Annotated in this window: 17 protein-coding genes and 1 riboswitch; of the genes, 3 read left to right on the top strand and 14 right to left on the bottom strand. The window is 50.0% G+C overall.

Annotated features, from left to right (window positions below; translation table 11 throughout):
• The first annotated feature begins 256 nt into the window (after positions 1-256).
• Complete coding sequence (locus HRU77_00325) at positions 257-1,105, top strand: endonuclease/exonuclease/phosphatase family protein (GenBank protein ID QOJ19275.1); 849 nt, start codon at positions 257-259, stop codon at positions 1,103-1,105.
• A gap of 26 nt (positions 1,106-1,131) precedes the next feature.
• On the opposite strand, the gene HRU77_00320 is transcribed toward HRU77_00325, so the two are convergent.
• From HRU77_00320 to HRU77_00285, 8 genes are all read right to left on the bottom strand, one after another.
• Positions 1,132-2,067, bottom strand: coding sequence for a carbohydrate kinase family protein (locus HRU77_00320; GenBank protein QOJ19274.1), 936 nt, complete (start codon positions 2,065-2,067; stop codon positions 1,132-1,134).
• A 45-nt stretch (positions 2,068-2,112) separates the two neighbouring features.
• On the bottom strand, positions 2,113-3,564 hold the full coding sequence (gene gcvPB, locus HRU77_00315) for an aminomethyl-transferring glycine dehydrogenase subunit GcvPB (GenBank protein ID QOJ19273.1): 1,452 nt from the start codon (positions 3,562-3,564) through the stop codon (positions 2,113-2,115).
• Between the two features lie 21 nt (positions 3,565-3,585).
• Positions 3,586-4,083, bottom strand: a complete 498-nt coding sequence (tpx, locus tag HRU77_00310; GenBank protein ID QOJ19272.1) for a thiol peroxidase — start codon at positions 4,081-4,083, stop codon at positions 3,586-3,588.
• Positions 4,084-4,116: 33 nt separating this feature from the next.
• Positions 4,117-5,469 (bottom strand): aminomethyl-transferring glycine dehydrogenase subunit GcvPA, encoded by a 1,353-nt coding sequence (gene gcvPA, locus HRU77_00305; protein QOJ19271.1) that lies wholly within the window; start codon positions 5,467-5,469, stop codon positions 4,117-4,119.
• 59 nt (positions 5,470-5,528) lie between these two features.
• On the bottom strand, positions 5,529-5,918 hold the full coding sequence (gene gcvH, locus HRU77_00300) for a glycine cleavage system protein GcvH (GenBank protein ID QOJ19270.1): 390 nt from the start codon (positions 5,916-5,918) through the stop codon (positions 5,529-5,531).
• Between the two features lie 33 nt (positions 5,919-5,951).
• Complete coding sequence (gene gcvT / locus HRU77_00295) at positions 5,952-7,034, bottom strand: glycine cleavage system aminomethyltransferase GcvT (GenBank protein QOJ22007.1); 1,083 nt, start codon at positions 7,032-7,034, stop codon at positions 5,952-5,954.
• A gap of 53 nt (positions 7,035-7,087) precedes the next feature.
• A riboswitch (glycine riboswitch) is annotated at positions 7,088-7,188 on the bottom strand.
• A 283-nt stretch (positions 7,189-7,471) separates the two neighbouring features.
• The gene (locus HRU77_00290) at positions 7,472-9,304 is read right to left on the bottom strand and encodes a tetratricopeptide repeat protein (protein ID QOJ19269.1); all 1,833 of its coding nucleotides are present in this window, start codon (positions 9,302-9,304) and stop codon (positions 7,472-7,474) included.
• 31 nt (positions 9,305-9,335) lie between these two features.
• Positions 9,336-11,357, bottom strand: a complete 2,022-nt coding sequence (locus HRU77_00285) for a CopD family protein (GenBank protein QOJ19268.1) — start codon at positions 11,355-11,357, stop codon at positions 9,336-9,338.
• Positions 11,358-11,621: 264 nt separating this feature from the next.
• Here HRU77_00285 and HRU77_00280 point away from each other — a divergent pair, with 264 nt between their 5' ends.
• Positions 11,622-12,050: a hypothetical protein gene (locus HRU77_00280; protein QOJ19267.1), complete on the top strand. Its 429-nt coding sequence runs from the start codon at positions 11,622-11,624 to the stop codon at positions 12,048-12,050.
• A gap of 16 nt (positions 12,051-12,066) precedes the next feature.
• A complete protein-coding gene (locus HRU77_00275; GenBank protein ID QOJ19266.1) occupies positions 12,067-12,612 on the top strand; it encodes a hypothetical protein in 546 nt (181 codons plus the stop codon).
• A 181-nt stretch (positions 12,613-12,793) separates the two neighbouring features.
• Here HRU77_00275 and HRU77_00270 read toward each other — a convergent pair whose 3' ends face one another.
• The 6 genes from HRU77_00270 to HRU77_00245 all read right to left on the bottom strand — a co-directional run bounded on the left by HRU77_00270 (position 12,794) and on the right by HRU77_00245 (position 17,873).
• Positions 12,794-13,351, bottom strand: coding sequence for a hypothetical protein (locus HRU77_00270; protein ID QOJ19265.1), 558 nt, complete (start codon positions 13,349-13,351; stop codon positions 12,794-12,796).
• A 123-nt stretch (positions 13,352-13,474) separates the two neighbouring features.
• Positions 13,475-14,284, bottom strand: coding sequence for a methane monooxygenase/ammonia monooxygenase subunit C (locus tag HRU77_00265; protein QOJ22006.1), 810 nt, complete (start codon positions 14,282-14,284; stop codon positions 13,475-13,477).
• A 250-nt stretch (positions 14,285-14,534) separates the two neighbouring features.
• The gene (locus tag HRU77_00260; GenBank protein ID QOJ19264.1) at positions 14,535-15,212 is read right to left on the bottom strand and encodes a response regulator transcription factor; all 678 of its coding nucleotides are present in this window, start codon (positions 15,210-15,212) and stop codon (positions 14,535-14,537) included.
• A gap of 8 nt (positions 15,213-15,220) precedes the next feature.
• Positions 15,221-16,738 carry a PAS domain S-box protein gene (locus tag HRU77_00255; protein ID QOJ19263.1) on the bottom strand — a complete coding sequence of 506 codons (1,518 nt, stop codon included), beginning with the start codon at positions 16,736-16,738 and terminating at the stop codon, positions 15,221-15,223.
• A 194-nt stretch (positions 16,739-16,932) separates the two neighbouring features.
• A complete protein-coding gene (locus HRU77_00250) occupies positions 16,933-17,136 on the bottom strand; it encodes a YjfB family protein (GenBank protein QOJ19262.1) in 204 nt (67 codons plus the stop codon).
• Between the two features lie 137 nt (positions 17,137-17,273).
• Positions 17,274-17,873 carry a hypothetical protein gene (locus tag HRU77_00245; GenBank protein ID QOJ19261.1) on the bottom strand — a complete coding sequence of 200 codons (600 nt, stop codon included), beginning with the start codon at positions 17,871-17,873 and terminating at the stop codon, positions 17,274-17,276.
• Positions 17,874-17,991 lie beyond the last annotated feature (118 nt).

Genomic DNA, 17,991 nt, shown 5'->3' with positions numbered 1-17,991 from the left:
GTGATTGCGTTCTTGGATGCAGTTTCTGAGAAAAATGTTTTTCGGGTTAAAATAGTCGTGATCTTATCAAGGATCATGTGATATTAATGTGGCAAAACTCACATAAGAATCGGATGATTTTTTATTCTGTGCTCAGATTCCGGCAGATAGATTAGTGTAAGTATCTCTTGTTCAATACTACTGATCTCATCGCACATTGAATTGCGGACAGGCTTGCAGAAATAAACTAACTGTCAATCTTCACAACACACTATTTATGAAATTACTCAGCTGGAATATTCAATGGGGTCGCGGAATGGATGGATGTGTCGATCTTACGCGTATCGTTCGGATAATACGCCAGCTTGGTGATTTCGATGTTATCTGTCTGCAGGAAGTTGCCATCAATTTCCCCGGTTTACCGGGCAGTCATGGTGAAAACCAGGTTACCGGGCTGGCCAAGCTGCTGCCTGATTACACCGTACTGTATGGCATTGCAACCGATGTACCGGATAGCGGTGGTGGACGCAGTCAATTTGGCAACGCTATTTTTACCCGTTTACCGGTTGGTCAGGTTTGGCGGCATTTATTGCCATGGCGAGCGGAACTGACAACACCCAGCATGCAACGGGTATTGATAGAAGCTGTCGTAACAGCCGACATCGGCCCGCTGCGCATCTTGACCACACACCTCGAGTACTATTCGCAACGTCAGCGGGAAACTCAAATCGATGCAATCCGGAGTTTGCACCAGGAAGCTTGCGCTATGTCGCAGCGTCAATTGCTTAATGAAGAACGGGGCGGAACATTTGAAGTTTTTTCCAGACCAGCACAAGCCATACTGTGCGGCGATCTCAATTTCCCCGCCACAGCATTGGAACATATGAGAATTCTTGCTCCTTTCAATGATGGTACGCCAAACTTTCACGATGCGTGGTCAGTATTACATCCCGGAATGTCGCATACACCAACCGTCGGGATTCATCCGGTGGACTTTGTTGCAGGTCCGGATTGCTTTGATTTTGTTTTTATCACCGACGGATTGGTAAATCGTCTTAGCAAATACGGCACCGATGCCGAAACGGAAGCTTCGGATCATCAACCGGTATGGGTGGAGTTCAAATGAAAAAACTAAAAGCTATGATCCAAGCTTTAGAAAATGCGAGTGCCAAAGCTTTCAAAGTAATACTGGCCAATCTCTTCACGGGAAAATTGATGATTCTGTCCACCGCGCTGGGCGATTTTCAGGGAACCCATCAGTGAACCGAGCTGCCCCGTCGTTTGCCAATCGAAATTATTGACGATGCCGTACAACAAACCTGCGCGATAAGCATCGCCACAGCCGGTCGGATCGATAATCGCTTTCGGCTTAACGCAGGGAATCTCGTATTTTTTTTCACCGGCATAGATCAGGGAGCCTTGCGCTCCCAAAGTGATAATCAGCGCTTTGGCATTGTTCGCCAACGATTCCAGGTTACGTCCGGTACGGTCTTGCAGCATTTCCCCTTCGTAGTCGTTGACCGCGATGTAATCGGCTTTGTTGATGAAATCAAGCAATTCCTCACCGTTATACATCGGCAATCCTTGCCCCGGATCGAATACAAACGGGATTCCGGCTTCATGAAATTCGCGCGCATGCTGCATCATGCCATCGCGTCCATCCGGGGCGATAATACCCAAACGGACATCACGTGTCTCTTTCACTGAATTTAGGTGGGAAAAATTCATCGCACCCGGATGAAACGCGGTGATCTGGTTATCGGCCAAGTCGGTTGTGATGAAAGCTTGCGCGGTAAAAGTATCCGGCACATGCCGCACATGTTCCTGAGTCAGATCCAATTGTTTAAACCGCGCGTCATAAGGTGCATAGTCATCGCCGACAGTGGCCATCATCACCGGTTCGCCGCCCAGCATCTTGAGATTGTAGGCGATATTACCGGCGCACCCGCCGAATTCACGGCGCATTTCCGGCACCAGAAATGCGACATTCAATACGTGAATTTTCTCCGGCAGAATGTGATTCTGAAAATGATCCGGGAAGACCATAATATTGTCGTAAGCGATGGAACCGCAAATCAAAGTACGCATAATTCAGCTACCGGTGTTAATGATGAAAAACAATTGTCAGCAGTCTCAAGCGCTCGGTTTCCACGCCAGATCCAATTCACGTGCAGCCTTGACATCGTCCAGCTTGCGTACCGACATGGTATGCGGCGCACCTTTGACCATATCCGGTTGCGACTCGATCTCTTGCAGAATTTCTTTCATCGATACGACAAATGCGTCCAGCGTTTCCTTCGACTCCGTCTCCGCCGGCTCAATCAGCAAACATTCCGGCACCAGCAACGGGAAATACGTCGTCGGCGCGTGGTAGCCTTTATCGAGCAAACGCTTAGCCAGATTCATTGCTGTTACGCCGGTTTTATCCTTGATATCCTTCATCGTGACGATGAACTCGTGACTGGCGCGGCGATTCGGATATGCAATTTCAAAACCCGCTTTACGCAACTCAGCCATCAGGTAATTCGCATTCAACGTGGCAAATTCGGAAATGCGATGCATGCCTTGCATGCCGAGCAAACGCACATAAATATAAGCCCGCAGCAACACACTGGCGTTACCCATATGCGCAGATAAACGGCCGATCGATTGCGGCTTGTCCTTTTCAGTCAGCCAGCGGTAGCTGTCACCTTCCTTGGCTACAATCGGGATCGGCATGAAAGGTAACAACCGTTCAGCCACACCTACCGGTGCAGAACCGGGACCGCCGCCGCCATGCGGTGTTGAGAAGGTTTTATGCAGATTGATATGAATCACGTCAAACCCCATATCACCCGGTTTTACTTTACCCAGTACCGCATTCAAATTGGCACCGTCGTAATACAGCAGTCCACCGGCTTCATGCACCACGCGGCTCATTTCTGCGACATTTTTCTCGAACACACCCAGCGTTGACGGATTGGTCAGCATCAGTCCTGCTGTTTGCGGACCAACGGCCGCCTTGAGCGCATCCAGATCCACATTACCGTCCTTGTCGGTGGCGATCTCTACCACTTTGAAGCCGCACATCACCGCGGTCGCCGGATTGGTGCCATGCGCCGCATCCGGAACGATAATTTCAGTGCGGGCGAAATCGCCGCGCGCTTCGTGATACGCACGGATCATCATGACACCGATCAATTCGCCTTGCGCCCCGGCCATCGGCGTCAGGCTCACACCCGCCATGCCGGTGACCGATTTCAGAATCTCCTGCAATTCGTACATGCACGCGAGGAAACCTTGTCCGGTATCTTCCGGCGCCGCTGGGTGGCGCGACAAAAATTGCGGCAGCATCGCCAGTGAATTACACGCGCGCGGATTGTATTTCATCGTGCATGAACCCAAGGGATAAAACTCGGTATCAATCGAGAAATTCTTTTGCGACAAGCGGGTGAAATGGCGCACCGTATCCATCTCGGAAACTTCCGGCAGCAACACTTTCGATTTACGCAGCAGATTTTGCGGAATTGCGGACTTACTGGCCGGTGTTGCTGGCGACTGCGAATAGTTGCGCCGCCCTTTGCGTGAGTGTTCGAATATCAGCATAATGTTTCAGTCAATCTCAATTTATTTCTTCAAAGCAGCCATTGCTGCATCGTAGTTAGGTTCGTTGGCGATTTCCGGAACCAATTCGGCATGAATGATGGTATCCGATTCATCCAGAACGATCACGGCACGCGCCGTGATACCGCCAAAAGCGCTATCAGCGATATAAACGCCGTAATCTTTCATAAAATTCGCACCGCGCATCGTGGACAACGTAACGACTTTATCCAGTCCTTCGGAGTCGCAGAAACGGGTCATCGCAAACGGTAAATCGGCGGCGATGATCAGCACCACGGTGTTGTCCATATTGCTGGCTTGCTGATTGAATTTGCGCGTGGAAATCGCACACACCGGCGTATCCAGACTGGGCACGATGTTCAACACTTTCTTTTTGCCAGCAAAATTGGCCAGCGTAACGTCTTCCAGATCGCGATTGACCAATGAAAAAGCCGGTGCTTTTTGTCCGACTTTAGGAAACGTGCCTTCCAATTTGATTGGCTTTCCTTTTAAAGTAACCATGAATTTTCCTTTCCGATGAATTTAAAAATTTGTTTAAGCGAGTACTTGTTTCAAAGCAGCAGAATAATTCTGCAGATCGGCGGCTGTTTTGGTCTCGGTCACGCAAACCAGCAACGCATTACCCAGTTCAGGATAGTGCGCGCCCAAATCGAATCCGCCCAAAATGCCTTTTTGTTTTAGCTTGGCCAGCACGTCCGTAGTAGGTTTAGGTAACGTCAACGCGGTTTCGTGGAATGCAGCAGTGCTGAACGTTCTTTTCACGCCGCTGATTTTTTCCAGTTGCTCGACCAATTCCAATGTGCTGGCGTGCGACTGCGCGGCAATGCGGCGTAATCCTTCAGGTCCGATCAGCGACATGTAAATTGTCGCCGCCGTCACCATCAATCCTTGGTTGGTACAAATATTGGAAGTCGCTTTGGAGCGGCGGATATGCTGTTCGCGCGCTTGCAGCGTCAGCACAAAACCTTCTTTGCCGTCCAGATCGGTGGTGCGGCCGATGATACGGCCCGGCATTTGACGCACCAGCTCGCTTTTGCACGCCATGAAACCAAAGTACGGACCGCCGCTGGAGAGCGGAATACCTAAGGGTTGGCCCTCGCCAACCGCAATATCGGCACCTTTGCTGCCCCACTCTCCCGGCGGTTTCAGCAATGCCAATGCGGTAGGATTAACCACGCCGATGGCAAACGCATTTTTGCTCTGTGCCCAATCGGTCAGCGCATCGACTTGTTCCAGCACGCCGAAGAAATTCGGCTGCGGAATCACCAGCGCGGCAAAATCGCCAAAATCCGTTTTCGTCAATGATGCCGGATCGATCTGGCCGGTTTTGGTATCGAACGGCAATTCGACCACTTCGATCTTCTGGTTGCTGACAATCGCACGCACCACTTGGCGGTAGATGGGATGAACGGTTCTCGGAATCAAAATTTTGCGCGAAGTTTTATGTGAACGCACCGCCATCAAGGCTGCCTCAGCCAATGCGGTGGCGCCGTCGTACATACTGGCGTTGGAAACATCCATGCCGGTCAGCGACGCCATCATCGATTGATATTCGTACAGCAATTGCAGTGTGCCTTGGCTGGCCTCCGCTTGATATGGCGTATACGAAGAATAAAATTCGCCGCGCGTGGTGATCTGCCACACCGCCGCCGGAATGTGATGCTCGTATGCGCCAGCGCCGATGTAATTCTGGTAGAAACCATCCTTGTTCGCACGCTCCATCATCAGGCGGGTGATTTCCAATTCGCTGAGACCGGCTGGAACACCGGTTAATTTTCCGCTGACTAGTTCCTTGGGAATTTCGTCAAACAAGTCTTCAATGGATTTAGCGCCAATGCTGGCAAGCATCTCGGCGATATCTTCTTCGGTATGTGGAATAAACGGCATGATTTATTTTTGCAACTTAAAATAATGTGAAATTAAAAAACGAAGGTATAAAACAAATCTTAGTGATCTTCGTTTTCTACCAATTCGGTGTAAGCCGCCGCATCGAGCATCGCATCGATTTCCGCAGGATTGCTGGGTTTCATTTTGAATAACCAGGCGGAATAAGCGTCTTCGTTGATTTTTCCAGGCTCGTCGACCAACGGTGAATTAACCTCGATCACTTCACCCGAGATGGGCGAATACACATCGGCGGCCGCTTTGACGGATTCGGCAACAGCACATTCTTCTTTTTGTTTCAATTTGCGGCCAACGTCCGGTAACTCGAGGAATACCATGTCGCCGAGCAATTCCTGCGCGTGATGGGTAATCCCAACAGTGACCGTGCCGTCGGCTTCAGATTTCACCCACTCATGGGATTTACTATATTTCAGATTTGTTGGGATGCTCATAGATTCACTCCAGAAAAAATTATACTTTGTTGTTTATACCAAAACTTTACCGTTACGCACGAACGGGTATTTTACCACTTTAGCGCGCAGCTTCTTATCGCGCACAACGACGCTGACTTCATCGCCCACAGCGATCTGTACCGGAATACGCGCCAATGCGATCGACTGATTCATCGTCGGCGAAAAACCACCACTGGTGATCTCGCCTTTATACTCAACGCCATCTTTTTCACCGATCACTTCCTGATGACTGCGTAATACGCCGCGATCGATCAGTACCAATCCAACCAGTTGCTGCGCGACCTTCGTATCCAATAACGCTTGCTTGCCGATGAAATCGCGCTCGGATTTCAAATCGACCGTCCAAGCCAAGCCGGATTCCAACGGATTTTGCGTTTCATCCATGTCCTGACCGTACAAATTCATTCCGGCTTCCAGACGCAGCGTATCGCGCGCGCCCAGCCCGGCCGGTGCAACCCTGACGTCACACAACGCATTCCAGAATGCTGTCGCATTCGCGGCGGGCAGCATGATTTCAAAGCCATCCTCGCCGGTATAACCCGTGCGGGCGATGAAATAATCGCCGACGATAGCGGATTGGAACGGTTTCAATTCTTCAGTCGCCGCTTGCGAATTTGGGATCACCTGCCACACTTTGGTACGCGCATTCGGGCCTTGCACGGCAACCATCGCCAGATCGCGGCGCGGCGTAATCTCCAGACTTGGCGCGAGCGCATCGCGTTGTTTCAGCATCCAGGCCAGATCTTTATCCGCGGTACCGGCGTTGACGACGATACGGAACCAATCTTCCGACAGGAAATAAATAATCAGATCGTCGATGATGCCGCCCTGCGGGGTCAGCATACAGGAATACAGCGCTTTGCCGGAAACGGTCAACTTATCGACATTATTGGCGACCAGCCGGCGCAGAAAACCGCGCACATCGGTGCCTTTGACATCCACCGGCAGCATGTGCGACACGTCGAACATGCCGGCATCCTGGCGGACTTTATGGTGTTCATCCAATTGCGAGCCGTAATGCAACGGCATATCCCAGCCGCCGAAATCGACCATTTTGGCGTTCATGTCGCGGTGGGCTTGATTCAGGGGTGTCATTTTCAGCACGGTTTTTCTCCCAAAAAAATTGAGCCATTCAAACGTAAATGACTTCGTGCCCCTCTGTCCTTTTTACCTGAGAGATTGACAGAATTGAATCCGCATGCCCCTTCGGTGGCCGGAACCAGTTCCGGCACTCTCCAGATCGCCTGTCGCAAGCAGTTCTCAAGGAACAAACGGGGTTTGACCCTGCCTGAGCGATTCCGGGGAGGTTACGCCTTCGGCGGCGCTAATGACTAGCGCACTCTTCTGCTTGGATTGATTTGGCAAAGTGCGAACTATACCTGACAGACAAGGGTTTATTCAAGCGGTTGCGGTAAATTTTGCTGATTGAAAGTTATCCTACATCATCAACCATGACTGCTCTTAGCATGGATATTACCGACTGAAAAACACCGGTCTGGAGATCGAATTAAAAACATCAACCCGGGATCTTATTAACTGGAATCTTTTTGCCCAGCCTTATCGATCCAGGACTGTATCAGCGCTATTTTGTCTTTAATATCCAGTTGCTGAAATAGCACCAGAGATTGCTTCCAATAGTCGACGGCACGATCTAATTCGCCTTGGGTTTGGTAAATGAGCCCCAGGTTGCAGCTAGTTATGGCCATACCTTGCATATTTCCCAGCTCTTTGTCGATCACCTGCGCTTTTTCATAAAACTCGATGGCACGACCCAACTCGCCTATGGTCTGGTAGACACTTCCCAAATTGCCGTAAGTATTGGCCATACCTTCTTTGTTTCCCATCTCTTTGAAGATCGCCAACGCTAGCCCAAAGTATACGGCGGCGCGATCCAGATCTCTTTGGGTTTGGTAGATTATCCCCAGGTTGCCGTAGTTGCTGGCCACGCCTTCCTTATGCCCCAGTTCCTCGTTGAACGTGAGCGCTTGCTCATGGTATTCGATAGAACGATCGAAATTACCTAGAGCCTGGAAGACGATCCCCAAGCTACCGTAGTTAGTAGCTATACCTTGCTTATTTCCCAACTCCTTGTTGATCGCAAGCGCTTTTTCATAAAATTCGATAGCGTGATTGAGCTCTCCATAGAGCTGGTAAACATTACCCAAGCCTCCGTAGTTATTGGCCATGCCTTCTTTGTCACTCAGCTCTTTGAAGATCGTCAGCGCTTTTTCATGGTACTCGATGGCGTGCTTGAGTTTTCCACAAGTCCGATAGATGAGTCCCAGGTTGCCGTAATTATTGGCCATGCCTTCTTTGTGCCCCAATTCCTCATCGATCGCCAACGCTTTCTCATGATACTTGGTGGCTCGGTCGAAATCGCCGCGGATTTGATAGATGATTCCTAGGTTGGTATAGGAGCTAGATATGCCTTCCTTACGCCCCAGCTTCTCATCAATCGCCAGCGCTTTCTCATGATACTCGACGGCGCGGTCGAGTTCACCACGGATCCGGTAGACAACACCTAAACCGCCGTAGTCGTTCGCCATGCCTTCCTTATGTTCCAGCTCCTTGTGGATTACCAATGCTTGTTCATAGTATTCGATGGCGCGGTCAAGTTTTCCGCGGATCCGGTAGATGGTTCCCAGGTTGCCGTAGGCAACAGCCTCACCTTCGCGGTTTAGTTTCAGCAAGGATAGTTTTTGAACTCTCTTATAGGCATTCTCAGCATCCTCAAGCTCACCGATTCTTTGATAGAGAAGACCGAGCATATTCCAACCTTCCAGATTCTCCGGATCGAGCTCAGTGCTGCGTTTGTAGGCAGCAAAGGCTTTCTGCGTGTCGTGCAAGAAAGCCAGCGAGCCTAAATGACGCAATGCCTCGGCTTCACTGATGCTTGCCTCTTTGCCTGCTTGTCTCGCTTCCGCAGCCACACCGGCAAAGATGGTTTCCGCCTGAGTGGTATCGCCTTGATCTAACAGCTCGAATGCTTGTTTAATATCGTATTTTTTGGTGTTAACCAAGGTCAGTGCTTGGATCGTTTCCTGTAACGATTTGATGAACTGGGCATCTTCTTCGCCCTTCTCGGCAGCCAGCTTCTCGGCCAGTTTCATCGCATCGTCAAAGCTTAATCCATGATGATGAGTTTCGCCAAATTGCTGATTAACCGTCGCATGACCATTTACCGTAACGGGTGCGTTAATTTGCTTTCCCGAATTTGGCGGGTTCTGATTCTGGATTCCTGTCGATGAATTGCCGCCTTTTTTCTTCCAAACCCAAACAGCCCATATTCCACTGACTATAAGACCGATGGAAGCGATGGCGTCTTTATGTTCATACAACCATTCGATGACTTGAGTAACATCCATTGATCTTAGCTTTACAGATAAAAATTAACGTTCAATGCGCATGCTCCCCTGGCGGCGGCATGATTTCACCTTCCTGGTTTAGTTGTGTTATTTGCAGTGTCAACGCACCGACGTTTTGCCAGCCGAATCCTTCGAATTGCGCTACCCAGCGGGCGCGCAGGTAGCCGAAGCGGTCGGTGAGAAATTCCATGTGTTGCGGGAACATGCCTTTGCCCGATAGATCTGGCACGACCCGGACGCGCCGATACCACCAGTAGGTGTCTTTGATTTCCTGCCAGCCTTCGGTGACGATCGGGAACGGCGCGATTTCGGTGATCTGCTGCAATTGTTCATCGGTCAGCGGATGAATCGGCACCGCCAGTATTTCGGTGTTGAGATCGCGGATCCGGTCATACGACGCGGCGAGCTGGAAGAAGCGGTCTTTCGCTTGCGGCCAGGCGAACAATACCATCAGCACGTTTTTTTGCAGGCGGAAATCCTTCAGGTTACCGCTGGAACCGTCGCTCGCGGTATAGTTGAAAACGGGCGATGCAATCGCGGGGGTTTCCGGTACGATCATGCTGCCGAGCAAGCGTGCATCGAAACCGCGGGACATCGCGTGCAGAAAATTGATCAAATCCCAGCGTTCCTCTTCCGACAGCTTGTCCGCATACCCCGGCATTTCGGTGCCCGGGATGCCGGATGATAACTGGTGAAAAACGTTACCCACTGTGTATTTCGCCGTATGTTCCTGGGTGAGCAGGTCAGTCGGATCGCGCACGTCGGGATCGGGAGAAGGTTTGGTTCCTTTGCCTTGCGGGCCGTGGCAGTTGACACAATTTTCCGCATACAGATGCGCACCGGCGACGATGGAAATCGCATCGATCGGTACCGTCGGTTTTTTATACGTCTCCGGAAACGCTTCGACGGCCAGCGGCGGCAGCGCCAGCGCCATCGAGCTGATTCCCAGCACGCCGGGCACCAGAATCTTCACCACGCGGCTCCAGTGCAACCGGATGCCAAGCCAAATCGTGCCAAGCGCAATTACAAACAGCACAATGCCCGACCACACTTTGTCCTGCACATCTGGCTGATCCCAGGTCGCATCGATCGAAAAACGGAACGGATACGGCCAGTTCTCGACCATGGCGTGTTTGGCCGGCAGCGTATTGGCCAGAATAGTGGCAAACAACACCAGCAGCAGCGCCAGCACGAATTCGATGCGCACCCATTGCCTTAGATGCTCACTGCCTTCAGCCCTTTGATTGTTTTCACCTCGTTCCAGCAGCGGCAACCAGCGATTGCGCGCTTGGTAGGCGATCACCAGAATGACCGCCAGAATGGTGAGTTTGATATTCAACAGCCAACCGTAAGCACTGGCGACCAAGGCATAGTATTTTTCATCCACCAAGCGGTCCGTCACCATCACACCGGTGAGCATGAGCAAAACCATGACCGGCAGCGCGATTGCGGAGAATTTTTTCAGGTAATCGACGGCTGTTTGCATCGCGGTAAAGCCCATTTCCTTGCGCAGATTCAACAAAATCAGCAAAAAGGCCGGTAACGCGCCAAACCAGATTCCCGCCAGCAGGATGTGAATCGCGTACGGCGCGATGGCGGTGAACGACATTTCATCGGCGCTGGAGTGGCTCATCAACGTGCCCGCGATCAACGGCAAAGCCGCCAATACTGCCCATAGTACATAGTGACTGCGCGTGCGGCTGGAAGATTGCAGCTTCGCCACCACACAAAACAACAACACCGCGAATAACATTCGCGCCGCCCAGATATGGCCGATTTGCGTTTGCTGCACGATCTCCATCCAAACAACTGGATTCCAGGCGTTGGCGGCATCGCCGGTGGCGCCGCCGGTGGTGGTCGCCAGGATGCCGGTGAGTCCGGCGATGATGATGCCCGCAAGCCAGGGAAACATCTTCTCCAGCCGCATCATCCAAGGCGTTTCCAAAATACTTTTTTGCTGCCAGATCACGGCGAGAAAAACACAGCTTCCAAATAGAATCAAATTGGCGGTCAATTGCGACCACCGGGCGATTGCTGCAATGATTTCAATCATGGTTTTACGATAGGAATGTAATGGTTACTTTGACAACACCGGCGCCATTGGTTGCAACCGGCTGTCCGGCTCAACGGATAACTCTGAAATTTCAGGACTCAGGAGCGCTTTTGCAGCGTATTTTACTGTACAAAAACAGCATAGCCTAGCATTGCATCCCAGCAGGTTATCAGCAGTTTGTTCAACCAGCAAAGCTGTCCGTATTCAGGATGTATTCAGCTCACACTGCCTACTATGACGGAAAAGTATGTATGAGGTGATGGTATGAAAAAATTGAATCGACTGTACTGGATTGCCGGTTTACTGGCATTGACAGCACAGGATGTGGCTTTTGCCCGCGGTGGGCACGGACATAGCCATCATGGACACGGACATCATGGCCACCGCCACAGTCACTTCAATTTCGGTATCACTATGGGCGGATTTGCTCCCGGTTTTTACGGTTCAAGTTTTTATCCATACGGTTACTCTGCGTACCCCGGGCCATTCTTCGCTCCGCCTCGCTACCGCTATCCGCCAGCTGTGATTGCACCGGTTACACCACCGGTTTATATTCAGCGCGAGCAGTCCGTCACCGCTCAATCACAAACCAATTACTGGCACTACTGCCGCGCCCCAGCAGGTTATTACCCTGCGGTCAAGAACTGTCCGGAAGGGTGGATACAGGTTGCACCGCAACCTCCGACTCCTTAATATCATGAGAACAAACATGCGTTTAATAAGAAATCTAACCATCGTCATCGTTGCCGGTGGGCTGACCGCTTGCGTGCATCTGCCAGCCGGCCCCAGCGTAATGGCCTTGCCGGGTTCGGGAAAAAACTTCGATCAGTTTCGCGCGGATGAATTTACCTGCAAGCAATATGCATTCGAACAAGCCGACGGCAGAACGCCCCGTCAGGCATCAAGAATAAGCGGCATGGAAAGCGCCGTCATTGGTACTGGGCTTGGCGCAGCGGCCGGTGCAGCGTTGGGAGGGGGTCAAGGTGCTGCGGTCGGAGCTGGAATCGGGTTGTTGGCCGGCAGCTTGTTCGGATCAAATAATGCGACAGCTTCCGGCTACTCCAGCCAGCAGCGCTATGACAATAGTTATGTTCAATGCATGTACGCTTTGGGTCATCGCGTTCCGGTCGATGGCCGGATTATCAATAATCCGTCAAACGGCAATACTGCGAACAAGAGACCAATCACCCAACCGGACAATTTTATTCCGCCACCGCCCCCGGCAGGCAATCCGCCACCACCGCCTCCACGTTAGTTTGCATCAGTGGCTTGTCATCAACCTCCTGACAAGCCACTGACTTTCTCCCACATGGTGCTACGGTTGCTACTCGGCTACTAAAGCGAACTCCCCGGTGCTGCGTAATGGGTGCGATCTATTTTTGTACTCGTTTTTATAGAGAAGTGAAGTAATAATCAACAGAAGAAAGCACAATCATTCATTCAATATTTTGTTGACGCCGCTTCAACAACCGGTCGGTAAACAGTGCAAGCAACAAGAATGTAATGATGTAGGGCACCGCTTTCATGAACAGTTCCTGATAGTTTGTCACTTGTATCCGCAACGGATACTCATAATGCAACGGCGGTACACCTTCGCCCGTGACAAATAACGTGTATTGCCCCGGATCCAGATTAAATTCACCTTTAATGGTGCCACTCGCATGATTGGTAGAATGCAGGGTTGCTACGGTATCGCTCAACGCTTGCCCGGTGCCTCTTACGATTTTAACGACGATCGGCATGTCACGCAGCGCTTGATCGACCAGATCCAGAACCCACAGCGTTTCGCCTTCCTTGGGAATCTCGGTACAGTACTCAGCTTCCGGGTCATATTGCGGTTGATAAGTACTCAGATGAACCATGCTGCCGGACACATTGCGCATACAAATATCCGCTTCCAAATTTACTCTTCCATGAGCAGCGGCTAGACCGGAATAAAGTGCCGCGGATAGTATGGCTACCGAAGCCCATAGCTTTATAACTTGCCTTATCATACAAATCTCCTTTACTTTTTGATCCATACTGGTTGTGGAATACAGTTTGGTTTTTACTCCCGCAGTCTGCTCTCGGCAGAGCCGCGGGAGAGGTTGCACTAACTACCTAGTACTCAGGTTGGATCAAGGAACTATCCGGTTGTTCAGAATTTCTTTACTTTGACCATTCCAGATCACGTCGGTCAGGTTCGAGTAACGGGTGATGATTTGTGCTGCAATACCGCCCGAGAATAAACCGGCCCAGCCCAGAATTACAAAGCCCCAGTGCAGTGGCGCGCTAAACAGTTCTTCCATGAACCAGAATGCGTGACCCCATTCGTTCAAACCAACGTTCGGCAGAATCATCAGCGGGCCGGCAATCGCCATAACCAGCGGAAACGATGTGCCGCGGCTGTACAGTGGCAAACGGGTCATCGCATACAGGTATGAAGCTACGCCACATACGATGTACATCGGGAATGAGCCGTAGAACACTACCACGTGGCTTGGCGTGAAACTGGTGTCACGAATGATCACTTGGTGCCAAGATGCGTCTTGCTCGGTGAAGAAGCTGCCGCCCCAGTAAACACCAAACAGATACACACCCAGCCACATCATCCAGTAGAAGTAGCGTTTCACTTCCAGTTTCGGATCGAGATTGTCCAGTTGTTCCTTGGTGTCACGGGTCTTCAGTATCCAGCCCCAGGTTACCAACGCAAACAGCGGCATCAGGGTCATGTGAACGCGCCACAGTCCCATCCATACCTTGTCAAATTCCGGTTCCATCGAGTCCATGCCATGTGAATAAGCAAAGGTTCTTTGGTACCAGATCCAGAATATCGCAACCAGTAGCATGGTCAACATGCCCAGTTTGTAGTATTTCGAGTCATACCACAGCGACATATCATAGTCAGCACTTGATGCACTACTCGTAGTGCCATAAGTTGTTGCCATCATATCCTCCATTTATAAAATCAATCATTATTGCGCGAACAGGTAATAGTTTTACAATCAACAAATTGCCGTGATTAAAAAACCAAACCCTTTCTACGCACTTAAGATTAGCGCAATGCCACGTTTTTACAATGAATGGATCCCCTCATTTTAAAGGGGTTAAGATAAATTTCATCTACGCAAGAAAGCTGTAACAAGACCGGGCAATTAAAAGCACATATTACCGGCTGTCGCGTAACGCTAACTTGCGTTATGAATGCGATGAAATATAAGGCAGGTTATCGAGAAAATGATCATCCGTATTTTGCGCCCGCAAACGCAGCGCAAAACTGATCAGACTATTGGGACCGCTTAAATTGAGCTTGCGGGAAATATTGACGCGATGATTTTCAATCGTTTTTTGGCTGAGGAATAGCTTCTCGGCTATTTGCGGGGTCGTTAATCCTTCCGATATTTTATGAAATACTTTGCGCTCCGCTTTGGTGAGACATGTCATTTTTTCAAGTGCGGCTTCGATCGATTCATCTTTATGCACTTGGTTTTGGCGTATCTTTGTTAATTTTTCAATGCGCGCATGGATGCTATTCAGTAACTCTTCCTTGGAAAACGGTTTGGTCAAATAATCATCGGCCCCCATATCCATTCCCAGGCGAGTATCGGCGCGGGTCGATTTCGCCGTGAGAAAAATGAAAGCTGTGTTCACCAGCTGGAGAGATTGTTTCAAATGCGAGAGAACATCGTAGCCATCGATACCCGGCAGCATAATGTCGCAAATGATGATGTCCGGCTTACGTTCGAGCGCTATGTTCACACCTTCTTCGCCGCTTGGCGCGCTGATGACGGAGAATCCATAATGCGCGACGATGTCGGCAATATTGACGCGTAACGCTTGCTCGTCTTCGATGATAAGAATCAATGGCGGATTCATTACACTTGTTATATCAATAATTGAATCGTAATCAAACAACCATCCCCAATCGCACTTTGACACTCGATATCGCCACCGTGCAGCATGATCAGTTTCCTGGCAATCATCAACCCTAATCCGCTGCCGGGAAACACCTTGGCATTGGATGCCCGGAAAAACGACTGAAACAAGAATTGCTGATCCTTTTCCGGAATACCGATACCGTAATCTTTAACTGCAATGAAGTAAGCATCACCACGGAAAGTGACTGTCAGTTCCGGCGCCTGCTTACCCTCTGAGTACTTGAAGGCATTGGACACGATATTGCGCAAAACATTTCGCATCAAAATCTCGTCGATGCCGATGATGCGATCCGGTGCGTCAAATCGGTACGCCAGTTTACGTTGTTGACCGGCCGGCTCCCGATTGGATTCGACAAAACTATCCATGAATTGCTTGAATGAGCATTGTTTCTTGGATAATTCGATTTTCCCTTCATCGATTCGGCCGATATCGAGAATATTTTCCATCAACTCCGTCATGCGTACGGTTTCTTCCGTCATGATCGCTTTATGCCGCCGGAACAGATCAACAAAGGAAGGACTTACATCGGCCGATTCCATTTTGAGATCGAGCAAATCGATACTGGATCGAATGGTGGCGAGCGGCGTGCGGAACTGATGCGAAGCCAAATTAACGAATTGGGTTTTAAAACGATTCAGCTCACGTTCTTTTTCAATGGCTTTTTGCAACCGGTGTTCCGCCATTTTTATCAATGTGATGTCATTCTCGACCGCAACATAATTGATCAATTTCCCGGCGTCGTCATATACCGCGGCAATATTGAGATAAAGCCATATTTTCTCATCGCTTTTGGTGTAATTCAGGATTTCTCCGGAAAATGTGCCGCTGCTGCGCAGCGAACGGGCAATCTCACGAATCGTTTCAAGCGAGGTTTCCGGGCCTTGCAGAAAAGCCGCCGGATCAAGTCCGATGACTTCTTCCGTCCGGTATCCCAGGATTTTTTCAAAACTGTGATTGATCCAGATGATTTTCTTGTCGGGATCGGTGATCATGACAATACCGTTTGTCTTCTCCGCTACATAGGCCATGCGTTGCAATTCCAGCTCGCTTTGCTTTCTGGCGGTAATATTTTGCAAGATGCCATACAAACCGGTGAGATTTCCACGCGCATCCAGCACCGGGTGTATCGTGGTCGTATGCCATTTGATCCTGCCGTCGCTCATAACAATCATAAAATCGTCGCTGTGTTCCGTTTTCGTAGTCGTGACCTGCGCAATCAGGGCTTGCATTTTCTCTTTCTCGGGGTCTTGGTAGAAATGCGTGTTTTGAAGCAGATCCGAACATTCAAAATGCTTATCCACTTCATAAAAATCATAGAGATAATCGGACCACACGGTAAAATTCGTTGCGCAGACATACGACCATTCCCCGATCTGCGCCGTTTTGCCGAGTAATGCTAAACGCTTCTGCTGCGATTCGAGCGAATCAAAAGCGGCGAGATTGAAATGGGGTCTGTAATTCATCAAAAACCTTACGATTAAAACCGGTTGCGGAATGAAAGAAAAATACTACGAGATGATTGTAGCGAAATAAAAATATCATTTTGGAAGTATTTTGGGAATAGCGATAGCCGTGCAGTCTTTACAAAAAACCGGCCACCCATAATAAAACAGCGCCAACGAAGCAGCGCTGTAAGAGCCCGCAAGAAATTACCCGGCTAGGCTGCGGTATTGATATTCTGCCCCAAATGTGGCGGCAAATTGGCTGCGGATTGACTGGCATCGGGCAGCGCCTCGATCAAGGCCAATGCACCCGCGGCGTTCAGATCCATTGCTTTTTTCAGCACCGCTATTCCGGCAGCCTGATTTGTACTGAACTCGGCCATCGCGGTTGCCACTCCTGTTATTCCATTGACATCCATAAAATTCTCCTTCCCATGTTTTAAACCATTAGCGGCACACCAATAGGATATTTTAGGCGCATGCAACGCAGGCACTCGATTCGATCTATCCGCATAAGATCAAAACCGACGCAACGCATCGAAACGTCAGTAAGCCATCAGTCTTTTTTCAGCAATGGCGACAGCGCGTTTCGAAGATGATTTTTCCAATCCAACCCCACCTGCATCGGAATTTTCACTTGCAGATCGGCATCCTCGGTATTTTTTCCTTCCAGGTACAAAACATAGTGTCCCAGCTCGCTCAGTTTAAATGCCACTGTAATCACACCCGACGGATGTTGCCGCGCGGGTACCGACATGATCGGCTGTTCCCGCTGATTTTCTTTTTCATCGGCTTCAAGCTTTACCAAGCGCAGCGCCAATGAAAAATCGCGTGCCGACTCGGGATATAGCAGATCAATCGAAATATTGAGCGATGCCGGCTCGGGAATTTTGCCGCACTGCACCGGTACATGCGGCGATCGGAGATCATCCGGCGATTGGTAATCTTCCGGCAGATAATAACCGGAGTAACCGATAATGAGCATTTCCGATTCTATCGTGCAAGCGCCGCCACGAAAACCTTTGGGGTACGTCTCGGACAAATCCCCCTGCGAACTGGTGCGGTACAGCAAACCAAATGCAATAAAAGCAGATAACACCGCAATCAAAAGTGCAAACTGAAACTTGCGGATTGAAAATTCTGATTGAGTCGGCATGGCTTTTATCGTTATCCGGTGATGGAAAGATTCGGATTATATCAGTCAAGACTGACGAACAGACAAGCGTTGTATCCCATATATCAACCTCGGGCAGTACGCATACGACCGGACAACC

Source organism: Gammaproteobacteria bacterium (assembly GCA_015709615.1).
Classification (GTDB): domain Bacteria; phylum Pseudomonadota; class Gammaproteobacteria; order Burkholderiales; family Nitrosomonadaceae; genus Nitrosomonas.
Note: the sequence above shows the minus strand (reverse complement) of the source record. Positions and strands in the feature narration are given on the sequence as shown.